22 protein-coding genes are annotated in these 21,215 nt (G+C 48.6%); all 22 read left to right on the top strand.

Translation table 11 applies throughout. From position 1 onward, the window contains the following. Positions 1-7: 7 nt before the first annotated feature. The 22 genes from cpaB (at position 8) to BUB11_RS05665 (ending at position 21,206) form a co-directional block, all read left to right on the top strand. The gene (gene cpaB / locus BUB11_RS05565) at positions 8-715 is read left to right on the top strand and encodes a Flp pilus assembly protein CpaB (protein WP_073028462.1); all 708 of its coding nucleotides are present in this window, start codon (positions 8-10) and stop codon (positions 713-715) included. Beyond that, positions 708-1,442: a CpaE/TadZ family protein gene (locus BUB11_RS05570; RefSeq protein WP_073028463.1), complete on the top strand. Its 735-nt coding sequence runs from the start codon at positions 708-710 to the stop codon at positions 1,440-1,442. The genes cpaB and BUB11_RS05570 overlap by 8 nt, the downstream gene beginning before the upstream one ends. Next, positions 1,439-2,827, top strand: a complete 1,389-nt coding sequence (locus BUB11_RS05575) for an ATPase, T2SS/T4P/T4SS family (RefSeq protein ID WP_073028465.1) — start codon at positions 1,439-1,441, stop codon at positions 2,825-2,827. Before BUB11_RS05570 ends, BUB11_RS05575 begins: the two co-directional genes overlap by 4 nt. Beyond that, positions 2,824-3,738: a hypothetical protein gene (locus BUB11_RS05580; protein ID WP_073028466.1), complete on the top strand. Its 915-nt coding sequence runs from the start codon at positions 2,824-2,826 to the stop codon at positions 3,736-3,738. The genes BUB11_RS05575 and BUB11_RS05580 overlap by 4 nt, the downstream gene beginning before the upstream one ends. 183 nt (positions 3,739-3,921) lie before the next feature. Continuing rightward, on the top strand, positions 3,922-4,722 hold the full coding sequence (locus BUB11_RS05585) for a heteromeric transposase endonuclease subunit TnsA (protein WP_073028468.1): 801 nt from the start codon (positions 3,922-3,924) through the stop codon (positions 4,720-4,722). Positions 4,723-4,732: 10 nt separating this feature from the next. Beyond that, positions 4,733-6,865: a Mu transposase C-terminal domain-containing protein gene (locus BUB11_RS05590; protein WP_073028469.1), complete on the top strand. Its 2,133-nt coding sequence runs from the start codon at positions 4,733-4,735 to the stop codon at positions 6,863-6,865. Beyond that, positions 6,858-8,390 carry an ATP-binding protein gene (locus BUB11_RS05595; protein ID WP_073028470.1) on the top strand — a complete coding sequence of 511 codons (1,533 nt, stop codon included), beginning with the start codon at positions 6,858-6,860 and terminating at the stop codon, positions 8,388-8,390. The genes BUB11_RS05590 and BUB11_RS05595 overlap by 8 nt, the downstream gene beginning before the upstream one ends. Continuing rightward, the gene (locus BUB11_RS05600) at positions 8,384-10,234 is read left to right on the top strand and encodes a TnsD family Tn7-like transposition protein (RefSeq protein WP_073028471.1); all 1,851 of its coding nucleotides are present in this window, start codon (positions 8,384-8,386) and stop codon (positions 10,232-10,234) included. Before BUB11_RS05595 ends, BUB11_RS05600 begins: the two co-directional genes overlap by 7 nt. 108 nt (positions 10,235-10,342) lie before the next feature. Next, positions 10,343-11,257, top strand: a complete 915-nt coding sequence (locus tag BUB11_RS28175; protein WP_242947464.1) for a hypothetical protein — start codon at positions 10,343-10,345, stop codon at positions 11,255-11,257. A 55-nt stretch (positions 11,258-11,312) separates the two neighbouring features. Further along, the gene (locus tag BUB11_RS05610) at positions 11,313-11,564 is read left to right on the top strand and encodes a hypothetical protein (RefSeq protein ID WP_242947465.1); all 252 of its coding nucleotides are present in this window, start codon (positions 11,313-11,315) and stop codon (positions 11,562-11,564) included. Between the two features lie 80 nt (positions 11,565-11,644). Continuing rightward, a complete protein-coding gene (locus BUB11_RS05615) occupies positions 11,645-11,854 on the top strand; it encodes a hypothetical protein (protein WP_073028472.1) in 210 nt (69 codons plus the stop codon). A 91-nt stretch (positions 11,855-11,945) separates the two neighbouring features. Further along, positions 11,946-12,383 (top strand): DUF4320 family protein, encoded by a 438-nt coding sequence (locus BUB11_RS05620; protein ID WP_242947466.1) that lies wholly within the window; start codon positions 11,946-11,948, stop codon positions 12,381-12,383. Positions 12,384-12,429: 46 nt separating this feature from the next. Continuing rightward, positions 12,430-12,903, top strand: coding sequence for a hypothetical protein (locus BUB11_RS05625; RefSeq protein WP_242947467.1), 474 nt, complete (start codon positions 12,430-12,432; stop codon positions 12,901-12,903). Positions 12,904-12,971: 68 nt separating this feature from the next. Further along, on the top strand, positions 12,972-16,016 hold the full coding sequence (locus tag BUB11_RS05630; RefSeq protein WP_242947468.1) for a DUF8195 domain-containing protein: 3,045 nt from the start codon (positions 12,972-12,974) through the stop codon (positions 16,014-16,016). Continuing rightward, positions 16,016-16,420, top strand: coding sequence for a prepilin peptidase (locus tag BUB11_RS05635; protein ID WP_073028478.1), 405 nt, complete (start codon positions 16,016-16,018; stop codon positions 16,418-16,420). Before BUB11_RS05630 ends, BUB11_RS05635 begins: the two co-directional genes overlap by 1 nt. A gap of 218 nt (positions 16,421-16,638) precedes the next feature. Continuing rightward, positions 16,639-16,929: a hypothetical protein gene (locus BUB11_RS05640; RefSeq protein ID WP_073028480.1), complete on the top strand. Its 291-nt coding sequence runs from the start codon at positions 16,639-16,641 to the stop codon at positions 16,927-16,929. Beyond that, positions 16,913-17,698, top strand: a complete 786-nt coding sequence (locus BUB11_RS05645) for a JAB domain-containing protein (RefSeq protein ID WP_073028482.1) — start codon at positions 16,913-16,915, stop codon at positions 17,696-17,698. Before BUB11_RS05640 ends, BUB11_RS05645 begins: the two co-directional genes overlap by 17 nt. A 436-nt stretch (positions 17,699-18,134) precedes the next feature. Next, positions 18,135-19,265, top strand: coding sequence for a DUF3991 domain-containing protein (locus BUB11_RS05650; protein WP_073028483.1), 1,131 nt, complete (start codon positions 18,135-18,137; stop codon positions 19,263-19,265). Positions 19,266-19,268: 3 nt separating this feature from the next. Then, complete coding sequence (locus BUB11_RS26855; protein WP_143187551.1) at positions 19,269-19,442, top strand: RNA polymerase; 174 nt, start codon at positions 19,269-19,271, stop codon at positions 19,440-19,442. Between the two features lie 252 nt (positions 19,443-19,694). After that, positions 19,695-20,144, top strand: coding sequence for a hypothetical protein (locus BUB11_RS05655; protein ID WP_073028484.1), 450 nt, complete (start codon positions 19,695-19,697; stop codon positions 20,142-20,144). A gap of 67 nt (positions 20,145-20,211) precedes the next feature. After that, positions 20,212-20,694, top strand: a complete 483-nt coding sequence (locus BUB11_RS05660) for a hypothetical protein (RefSeq protein WP_073028486.1) — start codon at positions 20,212-20,214, stop codon at positions 20,692-20,694. Between the two features lie 56 nt (positions 20,695-20,750). After that, entirely contained in the window at positions 20,751-21,206 is a 456-nt protein-coding gene (locus BUB11_RS05665) for a hypothetical protein (protein ID WP_073028487.1), read from the top strand. Positions 21,207-21,215 lie beyond the last annotated feature (9 nt).

Consider the following 21,215-nt stretch of genomic DNA (forward strand, 5'->3'; position numbering starts at 1 on the left):
TACCACTTTGAACCTACTAAAAAACCGCATCTTGCTAAGTGCCCTTTGCCTTATCCTGGCGGCGGGCATTTCTTTTTTGCTCCTGCCACGCTTTTACGCGGACAAAAGCGCAACGGTCACACTCCTGCGGGCGGCCGCAGACATTCCGGCCGGTACGAAGATTACTGAGCATGACCTTGTATCCGTGGCGGTGGGAGCCTATGGCTTGCCGGAAGGGGTGCTGAACGCCAAGGCGCAGATTGTGGGCCAGGTTGCCCAGACCGCCATCGCCAAGGGAGACTATTTCTTTCCTCAGAAGCTCGGCAGCTTTCTTGGCGACGAGCTGCTTGACCGCATCGAGCAAAACAACCAACGGCTGGTCACGGTCAGCGTCCCAAGCATTGCCGCAGGGCTTTCTTCCCACCTGCTGGCCGGTGATTTCGTAACTGTGGCCGTTTTTATGGAGAAGGCCTCGGGCGGCCAGGGGGCTGCCCCGCAGGTTATCCTTTATCCCGAACTGAAAGGGCTGGAGGTCTACAGTGTCGAGAATGCCCGGACACAAGATACCGCCGAGATGCGCAAGCAGCAAAATAGCGGCCAGTCGGCCAACAGCGACCCGGTCCCCAAGGCCGTGACCCTCATTGTCACCGAGGCCCAGGCGGAAAAGCTCATCCAGGCCGAGTATACCGGTAAACTGCATTTAATCTTTGAGAAACGGAGTGTGGACCATGAGTAAAATCATTGCCGTCTGGGGCGGAAAACACAGCGGAAAAACCACCTTTGCCGTCAATCTGGCTTGCGCCCTCTCCAAGCGCAATAAGCTTGTCGGCCTCATTTCCTCCAACCTCACCTACGGGGAACTGCAAACCTTTTTAGGTCAGGAGGTTCCCCAGGAGAAGGGCCTGTTTGCGGCCCTTTATACAGAAAACCCCAACGTCGGTGAAAAATTTACGGATTACGCCGAGAGTAAAAACCTGTTTTTCCTGTCGGTTCCCACCCGCTATTCCGGTCTGCTTGACGACAATGTGACCCTCGAAGAAGTAGAACAATTGATCAACAGCGCTTCTCTGGCCTTTGACCTGCTGGTCGTGGACGGTGCCGTGGAGGTGAACAATCCGCTCTCCAGCGTCGGTTTATGGCTGGCGGATACCATTTTCACTCTCCATAGACCTTCGATTGCGGCCCAGATGTGGCAGATCGGCGTTGCCGATTTTGTGCGGGAGCTGCACCTTGCCGAAAAACAGTCCCACATCCTGCTGGCTCCCAACGGTGAATTTGACGACAAAGCCTACCGGAGCCTGACGGAACTGCCTTTTGTCTGCGAGCTGCCTTACCTCAAACGTGCCGGAGAATTAGAGAATGCCGGTACACCACTGTATTTCTTCAAAGATAGGCTTTGCCGGCGCTACGCCAAAGTGCTGGAGCAAATCGCCGCTAAGATCTGCGGAGGTGAAAAGCAATGAGCAACAGATTTTCAGTCAACGACCTGATTTACAGGGCGAATAAGCGGCGTTCCGCCAAGGGAGAAGACGTCAAGGCCCAGGAATATGCAGAAATTCTCGACAAGCTGCAAAAGCTGATCGCCAAAAACCACTCCTCAGAGCTGGCGGAGGTCTTGTATGCCAAGGATGCCGAAGAAAAGCTCAAGGATTTAATCATACACTATCTCAATCGCGAGCAGTTGGTAGCTAAAGACCTGCGCAACATTTCCGAATTGGTGGACGCTGTTTATTATGACATGGCAGGTATGGGCCTCTTATCCCCTTACTTGCAGGATGCGGACACCGAGGAAATCAATGTCAACGGCTCCGGAGGCGTTTGGGTGCAATACAAAGACAGGAAAATTCGCTTGAACGAAACCTTTGGCAACCCGGAAGCCTGCGCCAACATCGTGCGGAAAATGAGCCGGTTTGGCGGCGTTATCCTGGATGGCTCCAAGCCCATCGGGGACAGCTACATCTCCCGCGGCATCCGTATGTCGGGAGCGATTGAACCCTGCGTTGACCCCGATGCCGGGGCTATCGCTTCCATCCGCAAACAAAAACCTTCCTATATTACAAGGAAGAACCTCATTGAATGGGGCACAGCCACAGCCGAGGAACTGGATTTTTTGGTAATGTGCGTTAACAACGGCGTCTCCCTGGCCCTTGCCGGAGCAACAGGTTCAGGGAAAACGGCGGATATGGGCTATATTTTAAGCTGTGTCCCCTCTGATAAGCGTATTGTGACGATTGAAGACACGCGCGAATTGTCGTTGGTACAATACGACGCCAACGGAGTGATGATCAACGACGTGGTTCACCTTTTAACAAAGGAAGCCCCGAATGAGATTACGATGCTGGACCTGTTAAAGCTGTCCCTGCGCTTGCACCCCAAAATTCTTGTGCCTGCGGAAATGCGCGGCAAAGAAGCCCTCACAGTCCAGGAAGCCGGACGGACAGGGCACACGATCGTCAGCACCCTGCACGCCAACAGCGCTCGGACGGCTTATGACCGCATCCTGACTATGTGTCTGGAGGCCGGCACTTCCCTGTCGGAAAGCCGGCTTTTGAAAAACATCGTCGAAGCTTTCCCCATCATGCTGTTCAAGATGCAGTTGCCCGACCAGTCCAGAAAGTATATGGAAATCTATGAAGCCACCGGGGTCAGCAATGGAGAAGTCACCGGCTCCACGCTTTTCAAATATGTCGTGGACCACTACGAACGTGACGACAAGGGCAGAATTACCCAAGTAATCGGCAGCCACCGACGCATGGGAAATATCTCTCCGGCCCTTGCCGAGAGACTTCTGATCGATGGCGTACCTGAACGTCAGATCCGCCGCTTTGCGGAAGGAGACGCGGCATGAACCCGATTACCTGGACTCTGGCCTTGGTATTTGCCCTGATCAGCCTGGCCCTGTTGCTCCTCTTTAAGCTAAACCCCTTCGCCCTGGAGCAAAACCTTCTCAAAAAGCGCCGCCTGATATTAACGGGGACAACGCTGAAAATCAACGAACGGATTGTCTTGCACTTTATGACGCTTTTCCGGCAAACCCGCTGCCCACCCAAGAAATTTCTCCTGCTGGTCCTTCTGGCCGCGGCGGGAGGATTTACAGCGGGAATGCTGCTGTTCGGCAACGCCGGCCTTGCCTTGATCATGGCTGTCTGTATGCTGCCCTCCCCCTACTTCTATCTGACGGTAAAAAGCTCATCCTCTGCCCGGGAAGAAATCGAAGGACTGGAAAACACCATGTCCGTGATCACCAATGCTTACGCAGGCTGCGACGACATCATCAAGGCGGTGGAAACCTACGTAGAAGAAAAGAACCGCTATATCCCCGCGCCTTTGCGAGTCCCCACACCCTTTGACGAGTTTATCACTGAAATCAGGCTGCTTAATCCCAACATAGAACACGGCTTGTACCGCTTGTCAGCCAAAATCAAGAACCGCTACTTTGCTGAATGGGGTAAAACCCTGATCTTGTGTCACAACGACCGCAGGCTGAAATTTGCCCTGTTTCCCATCATTAAGGCCATGAATGACGCCAAGTCCATGCAGATCGAAAGCGACGGCATGATGATTCGGGTCTGGCGGGACTACTTGCTGACGGCGGGCCTGATGTTTTCCATCATTCCCCTGATGCGATTCGCCAATGCGGAGTGGTTCTTTCTGCTGACCCAAACTTTCATCGGCAAGCTGCTGATTATCCTCATGATGATGACTGCCCTTGCTACTGCCTTTTACGTTTTAAAGGCGACAAAACCGACAAATCGCTAAGGAGGACGGCCCTTGTTTTATTGTGAAGCAACAATTATTAGTCATAAAAAGCATGTAATAACCTATAATTAACAAAAGTTATATATAGAAATTGCTTTTGTTTAATTGATACAATTATTATTTATAATTTTTATTGAAATCCATACAATTATTATGCATAATAGTTGTATGGAGGTGAATTTCGTGGCAAAACACAGAAGAAAATGGAATGAAGTAGTATTTCAACGCTATTTGCAAGAGAAACGGGGGCAAGGCGTTGGTGAACGCTATACCCCTTGGATTCTCGTTCAGGATTTTCCGTCCAACGGAATGGTATCCCGTATTCAAGGCGCAAAAACAGGAAGGACGCATCACCTTTTATCCAATCACGAAATGAACCTGTTTTTTCTATTGGATTGGTCAGATGAAGTTTTGGATATTCGTGAACAGTACCCGTTGCTGGATTTGCAGCAAGTAATTGAGATAGCAGAAACGGCGCAGATCAGGTATCCCTATGATCTGGTAAGTGGATTCCCTTATGTGATGACCAGCGACTTTTATATTGAAACCACAAGAGGCCCTATGGTTATCGCAGTGAAAACAACTGCGGATTTAGGTAATCCAAGAGTGCGGGAAAAACTTGAAATTGAAAGGCGCTACTGGAGCAAAAAGAATGTCAGGTGGAAAATCATAACCGAACGGGAAATTAATCAGACCAAGGCCAGAAATATTGAATGGCTGGCACAGGCAAAGGATTTAGGATTGTTTGGACTTAGTAGTGAATTACAGAAAGCGTGCATTGCCTTTTTCATGAGGAACGACTCTTTTCATTCAGATTCGCTTGGGGAGTTACTTTTGGATATAGAGATGCGGTTTGAGCTTTCAGACGGCATGGGACTTAACATTTACAAGCATCTCGTCTACTGGAAAAGAATTGAGTTTGATGCTGCAAAACCAATAGATTTCTCCGTATTCAGGAGTAATCTCAGCAGTCTTACGGCGTGAGGGAACAGTGATGGAGATTTGTGTCAACAAAATGATAACTGATGTGGAAACTGGAACACAATGTCTTGTGTTATGGGTTGCCCCCGGAAACGAATATGGTTATTGGTATGATTTAAACAGCCGTTCCCGTAAACCAATCCGGTTTGAAATGAGAGCTGTAGTTGAGGGTGAGAACCACAATCTATATGAAGTGTCCCCCTACTCGACGCCGACTCTGGGGACTGCGGATGATACCTTTACCGAAAAAGAACGCATCCACAGAGATCGTGTGTGGAACATGATACAGAGTGCGGTAGAAAATGAACCTGACATCTATGATGGCAGAAAACGTTCTTCTATCTTAAAAAAAGTTGCAGAAGAAAACGACATTAAACCAAACAATCTCTATGCGCTTCTTGACCGGTATTGGAGATCCGGCAAGACAAAAAATGCCTTCATACCTGATTTTGCTAAACGGGGTGGTAAAGGAAAATCCCGCAAAACAGGAGAAAAGAAAATTGGGCGACCCTCATTGAATACCGGAACCATGGGGAAAGTGATTACTGACAGCGACCGGAAGAATTTCGCCGCAGCAATTAAAAAGTATTATCTAAGTCAGAAAAAGATTAGTTTGAAAGCGACCTACGAAAGACTATTGCAAGATTTCTATACAGTACAATCGGAGGAAAACCCCGAAAAATTGAAGCTCCTTGCTCCGCAGGAAGTGCCTTCTTTCCGGCAATTTCAGTATTGGCACAGCAAAAGCAGGGATGTTGTCAACGAACAAAAGAAACGCAGCGGTGAACGAGCATTTGAACTCAACAGCAGACGCGTGCTGGGGAAATCGGACTTTGGCCTTATGGGGCCGGGTGCGCAATTCCAAATTGACGCAACCGTGGGAGATGTGTATTTGGTATCGCAGTTTGACCGTTCCAATCTGATTGGACGCCCGGTCATCTACTTTGTGATTGATGCCTTCAGCCGAATGGTAACAGGCATGAGCGTAGGACTTGAAGGTCCGAGCTGGGCTGGCGCCATGATGGCGATTGCGAACATGGCGGCGGACAAAGTGACCTATTGCAAACAGTACGACATTGAAATTAAAGAATCGGAATGGCCCTGCCACCATATCCCTTCTGCCCTTCTTGGCGACAGAGGGGAAATGGAAAGCAAAAACGCAGACAATCTGGTCAATATGCTTGGGATACGGATTGTGAACGCTCCGCCGTACCGTGCTGATTTGAAAGGCATTATTGAACAGCATTTTCACACAATCAATACGAACAGTGTGGCCCTTCTTCCGGGAAGCGTTAAGCCGGACATGAGCAAGCGCGGCGGTCATGATTACCGGCTGGACGCTGCACTTGATATCCGGCAGTTTACGCAAATTATTATTAAATGTGTGCTGTATTACAACAACCATCACTATATGGAGTATTTTGAAAAAAGCGAAGCCATGATGCGGGATCAGGTAAAAGCCATTCCCATTCAGTTATGGCATTGGGGAATCCGGCATTGTTCGGGCGCACTGCGCTCTTACCCCGAAGAACTGGTGCGGCTGGCCGTAATGCCTACGGCAAAAGCGACCGTTACAGGAAAAGGGATTCGCTTCAAAGGCGTATTTTACAGCTCTGACAGGGCAATTCGGGAGTCATGGTTTGAAAAAGCCCGTTCAGGAAAATCGTGGCAAGTTTCTATTTCCTACGACCCACGGGACATGACCAATGTTTATATCTGGAATCAGGGCGACAAGTCTTATGATGTATGTTCTTTGCTGGACTGGAATGGCAAGAATGCTGGGAAATGCTTGGATGAAATTGTTTATGAGCAACGAAAGGAAAAGCTATTGAGCCAGCAGCTTAAAGTTAGTGAAACCGAAGCGAAGGTCAACCTGAATGCAGAGATTGATTCGATTGTATCACAGGCAAAGAACATGGGAAAAGGACTTCCCTCAAAAAGCAAGAAGGAGCGCATATCGCAGATTAAAGAAAACCGCAGACAGGAACGGGAATCCATGCGTATGACAGAAAGTTCTGTCATGATGGATACCGGGAATCCGGCGGAAGATCCGCAAGACCATCACCAGGCGGCTGCAGAGGAAGAAATGTCTCCGACTTTGCGCATGATTAAGCGAAAGTTGGAGGAACGTTTGAGAGATGAATGAACATGAAGCAGTTTACAGAGAACAAATTGTTTCGGACTACCAAGGGAACCCCTTGATTGAAGCCTTACCGCCGATTCTAAGCAGTGATGAACTGGTGGACGCCCTTTCGTACAATGAGGGGCAGCATGACGGAGAGCGCGAACTGGATTCACAATACCGACTGCATTGTGTTCAAAGATTATTCCGCTATTTCCAGCCGCTGGAACAGCATGTGGACATTGAAGGGCGGTTTTCCCGGTGTATCCGTCAAAGCTATCTGCACCGCAATCCGCTGGCGGCAAATTATGCGGCTGCATTGGCACAAGGCCACAAAGCAATCCGGTCAGGCCGATTTGAACACTTAGGAGCCTTTCGTCCTACCGCTGCCGGTTTTACGATTATTGGTCTTTCCGGTGTCGGAAAAACCTCTGCTGTCTCAAATATCCTTGCGATGTACCCACAGGTTATCTCCCATTCGCAGTACCGGGAAACCCCTCTTATGCTAAAACAAGTGGTTTGGCTCAAACTGGACTGCCCCCATGATGGTTCAGTTAAAGGCTTGTGTATGGAATTTTTTGAGGCCCTTGACCGGGCTTTGGGAACCGACTACTTTGAAGTCAACAGCAAACGCGGTAGCATTATTGATGTATTAATGATTCGTATGGCACAGGCGGCACGGCTCCATTGTCTTGGCGTTCTGGTAATTGATGAAATCCAGCACCTTAGTATGGCAAAGGGCGGCGGACAGGAAAAGATGCTGAACTTCTTTGTGACATTGGTCAACACTATTGGCGTTCCGGTTGTGTTGATCGGTACAAGCAGAGCCATGGCGGTATTGCAGAGCGAGTTTCGTCAGGCACGGCGTGGCAGTGGTCAGGGTGACCTTATATGGGACCGCATGAAAAATGATGCGCCATGGGATATTTTCGTTTCCTCCATGTGGTGCAACCAATGGACTCGCAGTATTGTTTCGCTGACCGACGACTTCAAAAATGCACTATACCATGAAAGTCAGGGCATTATTGATATTGCCGTAAAGCTCTACGCTATGATTCAGATTCGGGCGATTGCACTCGGAAAAGAAACCTTCGCGCCGTCTGATTTTCGTATTGTCGCCGCCGAACGTCTTGGTCTTGTCAAGCCCATGCTGGACGCCCTGCGCTCCGGCGACAAAAAGAAGATTGATATGTACGGCGATATAGCGCCGATCAGTATGGAGGATTACTATTCGGCCTATTCTACTGTGCTTAAACGCAATCAGGAGATCCCGAAAAAAAGAAATGAAATATCCCTTTCAGAAAAGGCAGTATTGAAGTTGCTGGAGTTAGGCGTGGAGCCACCGAAAGCGAAGTATCTTGCAGGAAAGGTATTGGCAGAACACATGGAATTGCGGGATGTAGCCGATGTGGTGCGCCTTGCCTACCGGATTTTCCTGTCAGCTCCTGACACTAATACTGGAGACGGACATGTACAAGGGGATTTAAGAGATTCTTCCGGATATGCCGAGATACAGGCAAAGGGTGTCATTGAGACCGAAGAATGGTAGGCGGATTTTTCCCTACCCCTTACCCGGACGAATGCTATTACAGTATTTTATGCAGATATTTTGTCCGCAGCGGCAGTGCAGGCTACAAACCCACCGTTAAAAAACTTTTCGGGAATATGCAATGTCTTTCAACTGCGATATTCTTTCCGATGCGGTTAGACTGTGTTGAGCGGTGGATACCCAAAGGAACAGCAATTACCAGAAAAACAATCGCCATGAACCACACCATGTATCCGTACCTGTCGATGGTCTATTCTGAAAAATTCCGCAGAGAAATGGTACATGTTTTGAGTAGCAAAAAAACACAAATGAATATTGATCTTTATGGTAGGCAAAGAAGCTGGAGACTGTGGCCGGAATACCTGAGGTATTGCCCACACTGTGTCTGTGAGGACAAAAACTTATATGGAGAACCTTATTGGCACAGAGTACACCAGCTTCCCGGTATGGTGTATTGCACAAAGCATCGTGTCAGGCTCATGGACTCCGTTGTATCTGCGCGTGCTACCACAACTGCCTTCTATGCGGCCTCGGAGCAAAGCCTTTCCGAGTATGACAACAGCAGTACCCCTGACGTTTACAGCCGGTACAAAGAACTGTTTTTGCGAATTGGGCAAGAAAGCGAATGGCTGCTCCATCATGGCATGGACATTGACTGGCAGTTTAATTTTCGTGAGAAGTACATGCGTTTACTTCGTGAAAAAGATGCTGCTACGGTGCAGGGGGTGCCTGACTATGACCTGATTTCGCGCCATTTCAACAAGTATTGGGGAGAAGAATTTCTTGAAATTCTGTACACCGCTCTGAATGATACAAGGGATTGTGTACAAGGACTTCGGGAAGCGCGGCTGACGACTTTCCGTCCTATTTACCATATTCTGATGATGTGTTTTTTGAAAGGTTCCGTAAAAGAATTTGTGGAGTGCAAAGTATCTGAAAATCCATTTGGCAACGGACCATGGCCATGTCAGAATCCTATCTGTATGCATTATGGTACGAATACATGCCAAAACTCTGATCTCCGATACGTAAATGGTGTTGCGACAGGTTTTTTTCATTGTGAACAATGCGGGATGATATACAAACAAATACGTCGCAAAGGAAAAACCGGGCAGATTTTGATCGTGGAGTATGGATCTATCTGGAAGACCGAAATGCTGCGGCTTCTTGGCACCGAAAAAATGACTGCCCCAGAAGCTGCAAAAATTTTAAAATGCTCACCCAGCGCTATACGATGGCAGAAGAAAAAGATAGGACTCACAAAAAAACGAACGCATGTGAGAAGACCGCCCCCGTACAGTCCTGATGTCGGCCCTGAAAATTATTACAAAGAACTGGTACTAAAGTTCTGCAAGGAATATGGTGAAGTGATGCCGACGGTATTGCGCCGACATGCACCCGGAGCATATTCTTATTTATGTAAAAACGATTATGTATGGCTGCGGGAACACATGGTGTATAAAAGAGACTTAGCTGAATATCGTAAGCAAGATTACGAAATGCTCAAAAAAGTGCAGTCTGCCTATGAACAAATACGGAAAGGGGGCGATTCTGAAAAACGCATTACAAGAGGATATATTGCGAAAATTGCAGGACTTGGCAAAAACACATTAGTTGCTGGTGCTCTGAAAAAGCCCCGGACCAAGATTTTTATTGACAGTGTTATTGAAAGCAAGGAAGACTGGCTCCGCAGGAGAATTACTATGATTTGGGAGAAACAAAATGGCGTGCCCATATCTCTTGTAGACATAAAACGTGAAATGTCACTGCATCCAAACACCTTTGTTGAGTACAAAGATTTTTTGAAGGAGTTGATGGATGAACTAAATGACAAAACTGAATAGCTCTTATGGCAATGCTTTAGCCGTCCAATTTGGGGCGGCTTTTTGCTATCCAAGCATAATTAATATGCGTAACAATTGTATTTTTAGCGAAAGGAGTATGTGTAACAATTGTGTCAACACATTTATCAAATCATTATTTTTATCCTGCTGACTGCGGCAGGATTTTTGATTTGCAGGCAGCTTCTGAAAATTCCGAAGCTGAGCATGAAAAAGAATATCAAGCACCTGCAAGTCCAAAAGGAAATGCCTGGCAAACAACTGTTAACCCGTTTCGTCATGCCTTTAGTGAAACCCATTTCCCGATTTATTCCCATTGACCCGGTCAAGGAAGCCCGGATGGCCTCCATGCTGCAGCGGGGAGGCTTGACGCTGACTCCTCAAGAGTATTACGCCAGGGCGATCCTCTGCGTTTTTTTTACCTGGCCCCTTGCGCCGCTGTTTGTGGTGATCGGAGCACCCCATCTTCTGCCTATCGTCGTGATTTTTTCAGTAGTCGTTTTCCGTCATTTCACAACCGATTTGAACGATGCGCTTAAAGAAAAAAAACGCCGGATAGAAATTGAGCTGCCAGGCTTTGTGCGCTCCATCCTGTACCGGTTGGAGGAAAATAAGCACGACGGCAGCCGCATAGTGGTTCAGGTTGATTTAATTCAAATCTTTGAGGATTATCTTAAAGTGGCCAGCGACACCTTCCGGAGGGACGTGGCAATTTTGGTCCTGGAGATGAAGGCGCTGGACATCGAAACCGGATTGCGCCATTTTAATGAACGCCTCGGTCTGACTGACGTTTCTTTTTTAGTCAATGCCTTGATTGGCTTACACCGGGGCGAACATCAGGGCGAAGCACTTTCTTATTTGGCTCGGGATATGGACATTAAAGCCAAAGAGGTCTTTAGAAAAAAATTAAACACGCTGCCTCACAGGGTAAAAATCGCTTCGATCCCCCTGGTGGCGGTAACCCTGGCTAGTCTGCTCTATGTCATAGGCTCCCACTTGATACGCTCCATGGGGGGCCTTTTTTAAACTGTGAAAACGGGGCAAATGCTCCTTTTCAAATATATCTTCAGGAGGTCGGCTCATGCCAAACAGCAAAACTGAAATCACAAATTTAGAGGAAAGGAGAAGCAACTCCATGGGAAAACGCCATGCCCAGACTCTTTTAAGAGCAAAAAACACACTGCTGAATCCCTCCGGCGATCAGATGACCGGCTGGCTCATCGTAGTGCTCATCGTAGTCGTAGTGGGCGCTGTCTTCATGACGCTCTACCAGGGTTCCATTACGACTATCTGGAACAGCATTGTTACCAAAATCACCGGCCTTTTGGGTTAATAATAGCCCAAAGGCCCGTCCCGTGGGAGAAGCAGCGCTTCTCCTTTTTCTTTTACTTAAATCAAAGGGAGGTATTGATTATGTTCAAAACTTTAAAAACCAAAGTCACTGGGGCGGCTAGCAAAGTCAGATACGCACTGCTGAATTCATCCGGCGACCAGATGACCGGCTGGCTCATCGTGGTACTCATCGTTGTCGTGGTGGGCGCGGTTTTCATGACACTTTATCAAAGCTCCATTTCGACCATTTGGAATAGCATCGTCAGCAAAATTACCGGCCTGCTGAGCTGATGAGCGCCCAAAAGGGAACTTCACAAAAACAGGTGGTGCAGAGCCAATGAACAGCCGGCACCGGGGCATACGGGGGAGGTTTTCTCCCCTCATGTCCATGCCAAGGCTGCTTGCCAATCGCCAGGGCAGCAGCTATTTTGACCTCATGATCAAAACCCTGGTGGTCATTACGCTGATGCTTACCGTGATGTCCTTTTTAAGCATCTTTACCACCTATCTGAACCTGAATTATGTCTGTCGCCGCGTCGTCCGGGTGGTGGAACTGGAGGGAGAGGTTTCCGACCGGGCCTATGATGTTTTCTACAGGCTCAAGCAGCAGACCGGCCTTTCGCCGGAAATGACCGTTGACGAAGTGGACTATTGCCAAGACCAGAAAATTCAGTTGCGGGACACCTTTACTATCACCCTGGCCGACAGCTATTCCTTTACCATCTTTACCCCGTCTTTCGCGCCCCCGGTAGTCATTCAAATTCCCATGAAAGTCAGTATCACCGGCATGTCGGAACATTATTGGAAGCTCCCGAAATGAGAGCGCTGGAAAGGAGGCGAATGCTGCGGGCAAAATCAAACGGGCAGTGCGCAACCGCCAAGGCGATACCTTTATCTTTATCATCATTCTCGTCTTCTTCATTCTCACCTTGTCAGCTATCGTGATTGAGTATTTCCGCATGGAAAGTATGTATCAACAGATAGAGTATGTCCTTCAGCGGGGCATCAACGGTGCCGTGGAGTACGCCATGCTCGACGAATACCGCAGAGATGGCGTCGCCAGGATGGATACGGCGGTTGCGGAAGAAAAACTGTATGAGTACCTGCATGAAAGCATGGCTTTGGACTCGGAGCTGAATAAATATGCCGGTGAAGAATGGGACTACCAGCTTGAAATTGAAAACCTCCGGGCCACGGAAAGTCCGCCCCGGCTGACGCTGGACGGAGCGTTGAAAACCCGCAGTGTTTTCAGCTTCCTGGCCGGAGAGGTACGGCTTCCCTTCAGCATCTCAAGCGTCAATACACGAATTGTGGAAGGAGGTTCCAGAGATTCCAAATGATACGAAAACTTATCCTTACCCTACCCCTTTTCGTCCTCTGCTGCCTTCTCTTTTCTCCGGCCAAGGCTTTGGCGGCAACCAACAGCGATCTTGAAATCAAGGTCACCTCTCCCATTGACAGCCTGCGGACGGAAAGCGGCGTAGTGGCCGTAGAGCATCTCCCGGCAGAAATCCCTATCCAGGTCACGGCGAAAACCGGAACGCTCACGGCTATAGCGCTGGAGTACGGCGGCCAAAGCCGGGAGATAACCCCGGATTATACGCTGATCATTAAAAACAAGGCGCAATGCGGTCCCTATACCCTTACGGCCAAGACCGACCAGGGCGCTGTCCTGACGGTCACCGCCAACGTGGTGTATCAGGTCAAAGCGAGTTGCGACATCCGCTACCGCATCACCGCCATGGACGTGAAGGAAATCTACGAGGGCAACGTGCTGCTGAAATCCTTCCCGGAGCCCCAGCGGATTGACCTGGTCAACGCCAACACCGTGGCCGACCAGGAAAACGAACGCCTTGCCGGGTGGATCGGCAAACAGGACGGCGGAACCTATACCCTAAAGGGCAGTCTCGTGGTGGAAATTCACAATATTTCTACAGGCCAAGTTTACGGCACCTATGACACGGACGCGGATTTTGACCCCCTGACCGGGGGCTTCGGCTGGACGCCCCAGACCTTTATTGCCTTTGCAACCATGCGCAGCGCGGCACTCACCTATCAGGCCCCGGTTAAACTTGATGTGAAAGCGATGTGGTGCAGTGAAGATAAGCAGGCGGTTTACGGGAAGCTTGCTGCCCAGGACAAGGGGGTGCCGGAGCTGCTCTATCCTTACCAAACCACCTCCGTCACCTTCCATAAGGATGACATCAAGTTATCCCGTAACCATCAGTACCTGGGCCTGGAATGGGATTACACCCCGGAGACGAAAGAGTTTACCGATGGTGAAAGCAAGACGCAAACGGAAATCACCCAGCAAATTTATTATCAGATCCCTGCCGCCGATTTCTATTTCAAATTTAAGGACTGTGAAGGAAACGACCTGTCAGTTGCTATCAATGCTCCTGCCACAGTGAAGCGCGGCTCTGATTATTCTTTCACCGTTACTTACCTGAACAGCGGAAACAACCCGGCTTACGACGTTCCCTTAAAGGATACGGTGGATGGAGCCGCCATTGAGGAAATCCCAGCCGTGCAGGACTTCTCACCAAATCAAAGCCAAACCTATACTGTCAAGCGCACCGCTGATACCAAAGCCGATGAAATCCACCTGTGGGCCAATATTGGTGTACCGGAGGGTTTTAGCGACGGGAATCTTGCCAATAACACCGCCACAGCTATCATCAAAGTGATTGACCCTACACCTGAGCCTCCGCCCGGCAAGCCAAACAATCCACCGGATAGCCCTAACCAGCCGGACAATCCAAGCAGTACGCCGGATCAACCGCCGGTCAAAAAGGAGCCTTGTGACCTATCCGCTAATATTCTGGCAGCTCCTACGGTTTACGAGCATGAAGAATACAACTTTACCGTGAACTTTACCAATCAATCCTTTGTGACGCTCCATGATGTGCCCTTGCTGGGCAAGAACAACGAAAACATCCTGCCGCAGATTCCTAAAATGGCAGACTTCGCTCCGCAGGGGACAAAATCCTATACCGTTACCGGCACGGCAGGCAGTGCAGGCGAGATTTATCATCTATGGGCCAATGTGGACGTGCCGGAGAGCTTTATGGATGAAAACCCGCTCAACAACACAGCCGTTTCAAGTATCAAGGTAATCAAACGGCCAACCGATAATCCGCCACCGGACAACCCAAGTAATCCTGATAATCCGAGTAACCCCGTTAACCCAAGCAATCCCGTTAACCCAAGTAATCCTGATAACCCAAGCAATAGCTTATGCGACGTGTGGGTAAATCTGTCCTCCCCGCCCATGGTGTATGAACGGGAAGGCTATAGCTTCACTGTATATTTTGCCAATTCCACCGACAAAGCGCTGTCCGACGTGAACCTCAATGTGGATATCAACGGCAAGACGGTTTCCGCCGTGCCTGCAACAACCAATTTCAAGCCCTATGAGAAGAAATCCTATCTTGTGACCAGCACCGCAGGGCCAAAAGGGGTACCCATTGAACTTACGGCAAAGGTATCGCCGCCTTCCGGATACAAGGATATCAATCAAGGCAACAATCAAGTTTCGGCTCAGATCATGGTGCTGGAACGCCTTTATGATCTGAACGTGCAGAGAATCACCCCCGATTGCTATAAGGAGAATCAATCGGTTATCACCACGGTCAAGGTTGGCAATCAGGGAAGCCTCGACTTTACGCCGGGGCAGAATGTCACCGTTTTGTTCCAGATTCCCGAACTCTCCTTCTCCAAACGCCTAGATGCTGTCGTGATGGAAAAGGACACCTGGAATGTGATATCCCTGCGCTGGGATACCCCTAACGTAGAAACTGATAAAAACATTACGCTGATTGCCACCATCAACCCGGACCGCTCCCTGAACAATGAAAGCACCACAAACAACAACGTCTACACTCAAAAAGCGATTATTAAGAATGTCACCTATGAACCCCCTCTGGAAAGCCGGGCACTGCCCGATCCACCCAAAAGAGACGAGCAGCCCAGGGTAACATGGTGGGAACAAAGGTATGAAAACGGCCAGTTTGTGTGGCATGAATATTACGCCGAGTTAAAGGTAAGCGCCACACTGGATTATGACACCAAAGCCAAAGGATATCTCAAATCGGGCTACGGCTACTCAGTCTCAGTTAGTACCTCGGTCAGCACCAACTATGACAGGCCGGAGCTAATTACCGCCCCTCAGACGGCGGAAATATATCTGCCGGAGTTCCGTTATGAAACCGCCATCCCGTTAGTCAAAGAAGGCGGTCAATTTATTTTCCGGGAGAACCCCGCATCTCCTTTCCTATATAGAAGACAGTATATTCCGGTCTGGTTCCCCGATAGGGATTACATTGCCCAGCTCCTTGTCACCGATTTGCATACACCGGGCGGCACTCTTTCCAAATGGCTGACAGGCGGGGAGCTGCAAATAAAAGTGGTTGACAGTATGTACGATGACGATGTGACCACCGGTGATGAGTAATGGTACTGCTGCTTTATACCATTCCCCTCTTGTGGGCAGCAGTTATTGATTACAGAAAGCGGATCATACCCGATTGGACATGGATTGCCCTACTGTTAATCGGGATTGCATCCGCTTTTCTCCTGCCCGCCCCGAACCTGGATGAGCGGATAGCGGGACTGCTTATACCGGGACTTTGTCTGCTGCTGCTTGCCTCGAAATACGGCGGCGTGGGTGGAGGCGACATCAAGCTGACAGCAGCCATGGGATTTTGCTTTGGCTTGGACACGCTGGCTTTCATTCTCTTTTTTGCCCTGCTTCCCGCCTGCATTTATGCAGCGGTGACACGGCAGAGAAGCATACCGCTGGCAGTATTTTTGTTTATCGGCTTTGTATTTAGCCTTCTAAGCAGGATGCTTGGCTAAAACACTTAGAAAACGAAAATGTAAGCGGCCACCCCTATCAGATGGCCATTTTTTAATGAGAGAGGTGCGGTTATAGCAATGGTTGCAACAAAAAATCCCTGAAAGCTACTTGCCCGAGGATTGCAAGGGCATCATGAATAACCTTGTTTTCCGGTATGATGATCCCGACATTGAGGATATTCCGCAAGAGCAAACCGACGAATTGGAGGTGGGCTGATATGGAGCAAATAAATATAATTATGCAAAAAGATTACGAAAGAGCTACCCTGCTTTTAGGGGACCTCTTTGAAATTGACTCAGATATTATCGAACAGATTAACTGCTGCATCCAAAATTACGGGATAGGCAGTTTTTTTAAAAATCTTAAAACTTTCGATTTTCCAGCAGATGTTGCCGAAAAACTGAATGCTGTCGGAATGGTGTTGTACGGAATGAGTGAAGAATCACTGCCAGTGGCACAAATTTTCAAAGAGCCTAAAGGCGGTGCAATCTATGAAAAGAAACTATGATAAGGAATATGCCTCCAGTTTTATAAAAGGTCTTAGCCGCCTTACGGGAATCTCTGAAAGCAAACTAAAAAAATATGCATTAGAAAACAATCTTTTTAATGTACTGGAGCATCCCCGTACCATAGATCCGAACAAACAACAACTTGAAAAAATCTATATATTAAACGAATTTATCTCCGTATATCGACTGCTCAAGCTACAAGAGCATACAAGCAAGCTTTCCTTTACTTCCTCCAAAGTTGCCGGAGATTATTTCACGGCTTTATTAGGCGGCATTAAGGATCGGGAAAAATTCATGGCTGCATTTTTGGATAACGGTCACAACATTATTGAGGTAAGAACTTTTTCCGAGGGAAGTATAGCAGAAGCCGTCGTTTACCCTAGAGCAATACTGCAAGCGGCTCTTGACTGTGATTGCAGAGCCATCCTTCTGGCACACAACCATCCAGGCGGAAGCATGAGCCCATCCATCCAAGACCGGGATATAACGCAAAGACTTATTTCCATTTTTACGCCGCTCCAAATCAGTGTACTGGATCATATCATTGTCGCTGGCACTACATACCATTCAATGATGGAGCATGGAACCCTACCACAGACATCCTCCGATATATGTTATAATGCAATTTTTTTGGATGACCGCAAGGCTGCCGAGGAAAATGAAACAGATTTTAGAGTGGACATTTCAAATTATAGTAAATCATATTTAAGCAATTGTTGTTTTCCTGAATCTGAAGACCAAACGGATGAAGATGAATGGGAACTATAGTCAAGAGATAGACGCCAGCACCACCCTACTACCCCATTATGGCAGACGAGATAAAGGCAGATCTAGAATATCCGGAGGGCGAACAATCTGATGATGACTTGGAGCTATGAAAGGACAGTGACTATGTATAAACCATTGCGGATATATTAGCGACTGGTTTCTTAGGAAATACTGGACTACCGAGCGCACCTACCGACCGGAAACGGGCGTTCCAATGGACCGCATTGATTATCGCATCAAAGCAATGCGGTATTGAGGCTATTTCATGATGATGTGCGGCGTATGCAGGATTTTTTGAACGGTAATTATTCCGATGATTACTCGGACCCAGAACAGGACGACGAGGAATTAGAAATTTGAGCTAAGGGCTTTGCAACAGCAAAGACCCTTTTTCTATTGATGATTAAACAATGACCCTGATTTGGAGGTCTTTGAGATGGCAACCGCCACCAGTAGCCGCCTGCGGTTTACCGACGAACAACTTAAACAAGCCAACAGCGTAAATCTGTTAGAGCTGGCCCAACAATATGGGTACGAGCTGGAGGACACGGAAAGCAAGGCCTTCCATGCCAAACACAGCGGTGGCCTTTTCTTTTACAAAGACAGCAACACGTTTAAACACTTTGGCAGCGATACCAAAGGCGGCGCTATTAATTTTATAATGATGCAGGAAAACACCTCCTTTGTAGACGCAGTCAAGCGCCTGCTGGGGTCATCCTACGAGCCGGCGAGAGAGGCCGCACCGCGCAAATTCGTCCCCCCTCCAGAGAAGAAAGAGTTGATTCCGCCCAAAAAGGCCCATAACTTCAAGCGAGCGTATTGGTATTTGGTGGAATGCCGGGGCATTGATCCCAGCATAGTATCGGCGCTCATGAACGAAAAAAAGCTATATCAAGGAACCTATTATAGTAAGGAAACAGAAAAATACGAAAGCGTCTGTGCTTTCATAGGGTATGACGAAACCGGCAAAGCACGGTACTGCGCCATGCGGGGAGCAGACCCCGACAGTGCAATCAAGCAGGATAAAAGCGGTTCGGATAAGAGCATCCCGTTTCACATGGTCGGCCGAAGCAACAAGGTTTATGTGCTGGAGTCCCCTATCGACACCGCCAGCCATGCCACCCTCGCCATGCTCCATGGTATTGATTGGCGGCAGGATCACCGTATCACTACCGGCTGCCTGTCGGATAAGGCGCTCCAGTGGTTCTTAAAGCACCATCCCGAAATCACGGATATTTGCTGGGGCTATGACAATGATGTAAACGGCAGGAAACCGGTGCCCATTACCCAGACCGAATATGCTGCCGCTGTTACGGCCAGCGACGATTCCGTATTTATTGTGGAGGCCACCGGCAAATCGATGAAACACATCCCATATAATTGGGGACAGATGGCCGCCCTTGAAAATGCCCGGAAGTATAAAGGTTTGGGCTATAGGGTATCCATTCACACGCCGGATGACGATTTTAACGCGGATCTCGTTGCCTTCCGCAAGCGTTCTGCAACTCGGGAACCGGAGACCATGCCGGAGCTAGGCGCGGTGGATGAGTATGAACTGGAGGTATGAATAATGAGCATCTATACAGATGAAGGCCATGCCAGCCGAAAAGATTACTTTGAGAGTTTAGCGAAGGATTACGGCGTAGACGTTGAACCCGTCTACATGTTAGCGGACCTACTCGGCCCGGATGAAGACTTTGATGGTCTGATTGCCACCCTTGACGATATGAGCATGGAAGTGTAAGGCATCCCCTCTGCCTTACTTTTTTTTCGTCCGTCCCCGCCTCCCCTACTTCACCACGCCAAGACTCTCGAATGCCCACCCTTTCAGGGTGGTGAAGGCAGGAATAGCCGGGTTCCACCCGGCAGTAAACAGCTTGTGGGCAAAGCCCACAACAGGGGTTCCCTCCCCCCTTACGGGGTTCCAATGGGGTTATCATTCCTAAAACCTGCGCTGATGGGCTTTTTTCATACCATGACTTAGGAGGTTAATTTTATGATTACCGCTCTTATCAAATACGGAAACAACAGTCTTCTAACCGAGTTTCCTGTTGAAGCCATGCGGCTTTACAATCAGCTCAGCAGTATCGGCATAGCTGACAGAGCAGATAAAATTCCCGCCTTGGGAAACAACAGCATATCAGTGAAGTTATTTGCTGGAGAACTACTGGGTCTCAAAAGAGCTGTCGGTCAGTCGCTTATCAACCGGCTAACCCCTGCCGACACTCTGCGTGATGTTAATGTAGCCAGTTATTGGCTCCAGGAAGCATGTGCCAAAGACCATGAGGCTTTTGCGGCGCTTATTGCCAAAGCTTCCCCCTCTTCTCTTACTGATCTTAGGGATTTGACAGAAGGCTTTTATGGCCGCCCCATATCCAAAGAGATAGAAAGTCCCGGCTACGACGAGGATCAGGATATGGACGAGGACGACGAGCTGGAACCTTAACCACGCAATGCCAGGAAAATCCGGCTCTAAGAAAAATAACTGTTATATATGAAGGAAGGTAACGATCATGACTCATGCAGAGCGCTACTGTAATTTACTTGCTCTTACTAAGCGTCCCGTAGTAGATTCATCCTATCATGCCGCATTCTATCTGCTTGCCACGGATGACACTCTATATAAACGGGCTTGCCCGCATGTATCTCTGGACGGTGTAGATTTCACGGCGATGAAACGAAAATGCGGTGACCTGGACTATATGCAGAAGCAGCTTTTATCCATTGCCCACAATCTTTTCTCATGGACAAGTAAATGCCCGGTTACCCCTCATGACCTTTCCTGCCTGGGGTATCCCACCCTTGATTATGTTTGCAGCGCCTTTTACATTGCCAACGGTATGGTCCGGTTGCAGGTTCAGGAGAACGACATTGGCGAACAGATCTTTTCACTGGATATGAGCAGGTATGAGCAGAACAAAAAAGTCTATACTTTAATGTTTGGTCCCTCCGGTTCAATCCGGGAGCTGGAACCTGATGGACTGGAACAAGGCTGACGCCGCTTGTGAAAACTGGCGGCGTTTCTATTTCCCTTAATGAAAGGAGGCTTGCTATGGCTGCGGCCCAAGAAAAACGTACACAAAAGCGGTCAATCGCCTTTCCTATTGATATGTTAGAACAACTTGATAAGCTGGCCGTGAGGCAGCGGACAACTACATCCGATCTGGTACGCGGCTATGTAGATAAAGGACTGGCAATCGACGGCCACAAGGAAAATATTGACTTGATTGCAGCCATCATCCGGCAGGAAATCAAATCCCAACTGGACATTCAAATTGAACGATTGGCGAAAATGAATATGAAGATCGGCAAGATATCGGCGGGCCTTTATTACCTTGTCATGAAACTGCTGCTGAAACAATACGGCTCCACGCGCTCACAAAGCTTGAAGGAACTGGCGACTGAAACCCGCAAGATGGGAGTGAAATACATGCAGATGAAGGATTACCAAATCAATGACTATCTGGAAGATGACGATATGATAATGACCGATGCCGACAAACTGTAGGTGGCCGCT

This window comes from Desulfosporosinus lacus DSM 15449 (assembly GCF_900129935.1).
GTDB classification, from domain to species: Bacteria; Bacillota; Desulfitobacteriia; order Desulfitobacteriales; family Desulfitobacteriaceae; genus Desulfosporosinus; species Desulfosporosinus lacus.

What these genes read in the sequence shown, in the direction of transcription:
- BUB11_RS05570 (WP_073028463.1), top strand. Translation starts at nt 708, where the DNA reads ATGAGTAAAATCATTGCCGTCTGGGGCGGAAAACACAGCGGAAAAACC.
- BUB11_RS05575 (WP_073028465.1), top strand. Translation starts at nt 1,439, where the DNA reads ATGAGCAACAGATTTTCAGTCAACGACCTGATTTACAGGGCGAATAAG.
- BUB11_RS05580 (WP_073028466.1), top strand. Translation starts at nt 2,824, where the DNA reads ATGAACCCGATTACCTGGACTCTGGCCTTGGTATTTGCCCTGATCAGC.
- BUB11_RS05590 (WP_073028469.1), top strand. Translation starts at nt 4,733, where the DNA reads ATGGAGATTTGTGTCAACAAAATGATAACTGATGTGGAAACTGGAACA.
- BUB11_RS05595 (WP_073028470.1), top strand. Translation starts at nt 6,858, where the DNA reads ATGAATGAACATGAAGCAGTTTACAGAGAACAAATTGTTTCGGACTAC.
- BUB11_RS05600 (WP_073028471.1), top strand. Translation starts at nt 8,384, where the DNA reads ATGGTAGGCGGATTTTTCCCTACCCCTTACCCGGACGAATGCTATTAC.
- BUB11_RS05610 (WP_242947465.1), top strand. Translation starts at nt 11,313, where the DNA reads ATGCCAAACAGCAAAACTGAAATCACAAATTTAGAGGAAAGGAGAAGC.
- BUB11_RS05615 (WP_073028472.1), top strand. Translation starts at nt 11,645, where the DNA reads ATGTTCAAAACTTTAAAAACCAAAGTCACTGGGGCGGCTAGCAAAGTC.
- BUB11_RS05620 (WP_242947466.1), top strand. Translation starts at nt 11,946, where the DNA reads ATGTCCATGCCAAGGCTGCTTGCCAATCGCCAGGGCAGCAGCTATTTT.
- BUB11_RS05635 (WP_073028478.1), top strand. Translation starts at nt 16,016, where the DNA reads ATGGTACTGCTGCTTTATACCATTCCCCTCTTGTGGGCAGCAGTTATT.
- BUB11_RS05640 (WP_073028480.1), top strand. Translation starts at nt 16,639, where the DNA reads ATGGAGCAAATAAATATAATTATGCAAAAAGATTACGAAAGAGCTACC.
- BUB11_RS05645 (WP_073028482.1), top strand. Translation starts at nt 16,913, where the DNA reads ATGAAAAGAAACTATGATAAGGAATATGCCTCCAGTTTTATAAAAGGT.
- BUB11_RS05650 (WP_073028483.1), top strand. Translation starts at nt 18,135, where the DNA reads ATGGCAACCGCCACCAGTAGCCGCCTGCGGTTTACCGACGAACAACTT.
- BUB11_RS26855 (WP_143187551.1), top strand. Translation starts at nt 19,269, where the DNA reads ATGAGCATCTATACAGATGAAGGCCATGCCAGCCGAAAAGATTACTTT.
- BUB11_RS05655 (WP_073028484.1), top strand. Translation starts at nt 19,695, where the DNA reads ATGATTACCGCTCTTATCAAATACGGAAACAACAGTCTTCTAACCGAG.
- BUB11_RS05660 (WP_073028486.1), top strand. Translation starts at nt 20,212, where the DNA reads ATGACTCATGCAGAGCGCTACTGTAATTTACTTGCTCTTACTAAGCGT.
- BUB11_RS05665 (WP_073028487.1), top strand. Translation starts at nt 20,751, where the DNA reads ATGGCTGCGGCCCAAGAAAAACGTACACAAAAGCGGTCAATCGCCTTT.